Below are 3,465 nucleotides of genomic sequence, written 5' to 3' on the forward strand. Positions count from 1 at the left end.
GAGGCACAAATGGCCGCCGGCACCACCCTGCACCTGGCCGTGGAGGGCGGCGCCAGCCTGACCCTGGAAGGCGGCAACATCACCTTCGCCTGCCCGGGCAGCATCAAGGTGTATGCCGGCAAACGCCGATTCAACGGCCCGATACAGCAGTACTTCCCCCTGCCCCCATTCCCGCGCAACCCACTGCCCGAGGTCGCGGCCACATTTGATTTGCGGCTGATGGATGTGCCGGGGCCTTATGCCACGGCCCTTGGCGCATTTGCGTGGCGGATTGTCAGGGCAAGCAGTCAATCGACTGCGCTTTTGAGTCAAGAGTCACTGCTAGAAGGCAATAGCGACGCCGACGGAAAGCTCAACCTATCTGCCGAACAGGAGCAGGCGCTAAAACTGGCTTACGACCAGGCCCCCAATGACTACTGGCTGGTCTTTGGCGATCAGGCGCGAGAAGTGGTCATGGAGGCAGACAAGGGCAAATGGTCCGAGCATCAAAAGCTGCTTAAAGGCCTGGATGCCAATGGCTATATGAGCGACAGCGTCCGTACCGGGGGGAATGGAACGGACGTTAACCACATCCAGGCCGCCCGCCGAGAAATGCAGGTCAACAGCGGCGAAGCCCTACTGAACAAACTCAAGGAGCAATGAAATGACCATCCCCGACAGTGGATTAGTCCCTCGCACCGTTTGCCAAATAGTCGACAGTGAAGGCAATGCCCTTAAAGCTTTCGCCACAGATGAGGTCTGGGTGCGATCAGCGTTTTCAGAGGCCACCAGAGGCAATGCCGTCAAACCCTACTTCACCGGTAAAGACTACTTTGCCGAGCTGATCGACGAATTTGCCAATGCCAAGCAAAGCATCTGTATTGCTGGGTGGCAGGTGAACTGGGACGCCCAGTTGGCCCCCGATGTACGCCTGTATGACTGCCTTCTGGCCGCAGCTCAGCGCGGCGTGATGATTTATGTCATGCCCTGGGACGACAGCGCACCGGTACAAACCTACGACGAGCAAACCCGCAACGTGTTGCAGCACATCAACCGCGAAGTCAAAGCGATGCGGGTGTTTGTCACCCTGGCCAAATCAATGGCAGACAAGGCTCGCGCGTTCTACAGCCACCATCAGAAACAGGTGGTGATCGACCAGCGCGTGGCCTTCGTAGGCGGCCTGGACCTGGCCTATGGCCGTTACGACGATGACTGTTTTGACCTGCGCGCCGACAGCGATGGCCGCCAGGGTATGAACCGCTACAACGGCTGCGTTCCGCAATTGGGTGAATTGGCGGCCGACATCTTGGTCAATCCGGATGAGTTACCTGACTACTGGAAGCCGACCACAAACTCCAGCCCCGGCGATGGGGTGCAGGCGAAGATCAAGGCCGGGGCTTACCAAACGCCCTACGCAGAAGACACGCCCGTCGCGGAAAAGCTTGGAAGCAAATTGACCGCAAGCGTGGCCTCCCTGGACCCCAAGTGCCAGCCGCGTATGCCTTGGCAGGATATTCATCTGCGCATCGAAGGCCCGGCGGTGTCCGACTTGGCGCGAAACTTCGTCTTGCGCTGGAACAGCAAACGCACGGAAGAAAACCAAACCAGGCATCGCCGAACCCAGGGGCCCGAAGCGGCAACTCTCACGGGGGGGCCGCTGCCCGTTTTGCCTGTACCACCTGCTCCTGCGCATTTCCCACACGTTGGAACCTGCTGCGTACAAGTGTTACGCAGTGCGCCAAAAGCGATGTTGAAAAACGAAACCAATGAACAGGTATTGAAACCGCAGGACGACATTCTTCGCGCCATGGAGTTGCTGATCGAAAAGGCCAAGCATTACATCTATATCGAGCAGCAGTTTTTTGTCAGTGCCTTTGGAAAACAGGGGGAAACTACCCAAACGGAACCTGCGATCAGCATCGCCAACGCCGCCGGTAATGGGCCGGCGGCAACCCGGTGGATGCCGGGCGATGCGGCGGCCTTACCACAAAACAAGATATGCACGCGCCTGATCCAACGCATTGGCTGTGCAGTATTCACGGGTAATCCGTTCCACGTGTACATCGTGCTCCCCGTGCACCCTGAGGGCGGTGGGCTGGATAACCCGGCCATCGTCACTCAGGTGCATTGGACCCAGCAAAGCATCGCGTTCGGCACGCAAAGCCTGCTCAACGGGATTCGTTGGTACATCAAAGTGCGGGATTTGCGCGCCAGTGGGCAAATCACCCTGGAGCAGCAAGCGGCTGCGTGGGACAGGGGGCTAGTAGGGGTGGTGGAATTGGCACAGTCATTTCGTAATGTCACCAATCCCAGCGACGAGGCGTGCTTCGAGTTTGTAACCCTGCTTAACCTGCGCAATTGGGCACAGTTAGGTGATCGCTATGTCACCGAACAGATTTATGTGCACAGCAAAATGATGATCGTCGATGACCGTTATGCGTTGGTCGGCAGTGCCAATATCAACGACCGCAGCCTAGTGGGCGAGCGTGATTCGGAACTGGCCGTGTTAGTCATGGACACGGACGTGGAGCATAAAGACTTTTTAGGTAATGGGCGCCCGCAACCGACCCGCAAGTTGGCCCATGAACTTCGCAAAGGTGTATGGAGCAAGCTATTTGGATTAAGCAGTGGTGTACGCCCGGCTGAAGCGTTGCGGGGCATGATCGATAGACCAGGGCATCCGGACTGTTGGAAGGCGATTCAGGATGTAGCCAAGCGCAATGCTGAGCACTATGAAGCCGTATTTAAATATATTCCTCGAAGCTATGAGCCAAATATAAACTTAAAGAAGTCGCGGGCCTTAAGCAAAAAACCTGTCACCCCTAGTCTTCGCACCGCATCCATTTGGCCGACACTTAATACGGCATCAAGACGCAAGGATACTAATACGGATTACTTGTCACAAATCAAAAACGATCCAATGCCTTTTGAAGCCGAGTTCTGGAAAACACCACAACATGACCTCGCGCATGCCTCTCGCCTAAGTGATATACGCGCTTTCATTACGGCTTATCCTGTGCACTGGACAGAGGGTGAAGATAACAATATGCGTTTCCATAATGCTTTGATGACCCAAGTCGGGAAAAACGAACCCGAGGCGAAGGAGACTTTCGGCGTTTCACTGAAAAAGACAGAGCTGGCCTCTACGCTTATAAAAAAAACGGAGTACCACGGATGAGATTGAATACAACACTATTATTGATCGCATTGCTGAATACATGCATATCAACCGCCCAAGCGCAAAAGGCTGTAGTGTCCAAGCAATGGAAAAACGAGTGTGTAGGGCATTTTCAGATCAGCGTACCAGGGGAGGTTGAGGTTGCTTTGCTGCACTATTATGACGACAAAAAAACATATAATTCCTGAATTCATAGAATAAGCGCAACGCTTGAAACGAGAGGCAGAGAGCCAGCCACCGGTAGAATCCAGGCTCTCACACCGAAGGATTCAAGCGCAGATGACTACGCATTACCGGCAGCTGACTCA

The 3,465-nt window shown here is 55.0% G+C and carries 2 protein-coding genes; both read left to right on the forward strand.

Annotated elements, in window-relative coordinates; translation table 11 throughout:
• Window positions 1-642 (forward strand): DUF2345 domain-containing protein (locus AC19YT_RS27945; RefSeq protein ID WP_500611360.1); only part of this gene is annotated, 642 nt, incomplete at its 5' end.
• Between the two features lies 1 nt (window position 643).
• A complete protein-coding gene (locus AC19YT_RS27950) occupies window positions 644-3,157 on the forward strand; it encodes a phospholipase D-like domain-containing protein (protein ID WP_500611361.1) in 2,514 nt (837 codons plus the stop codon).
• The last annotated feature ends 308 nt before the right edge of the window (window positions 3,158-3,465 follow it).

The sequence above is a fragment of the Pseudomonas sp. MF08875 genome (genome assembly GCF_059862525.1).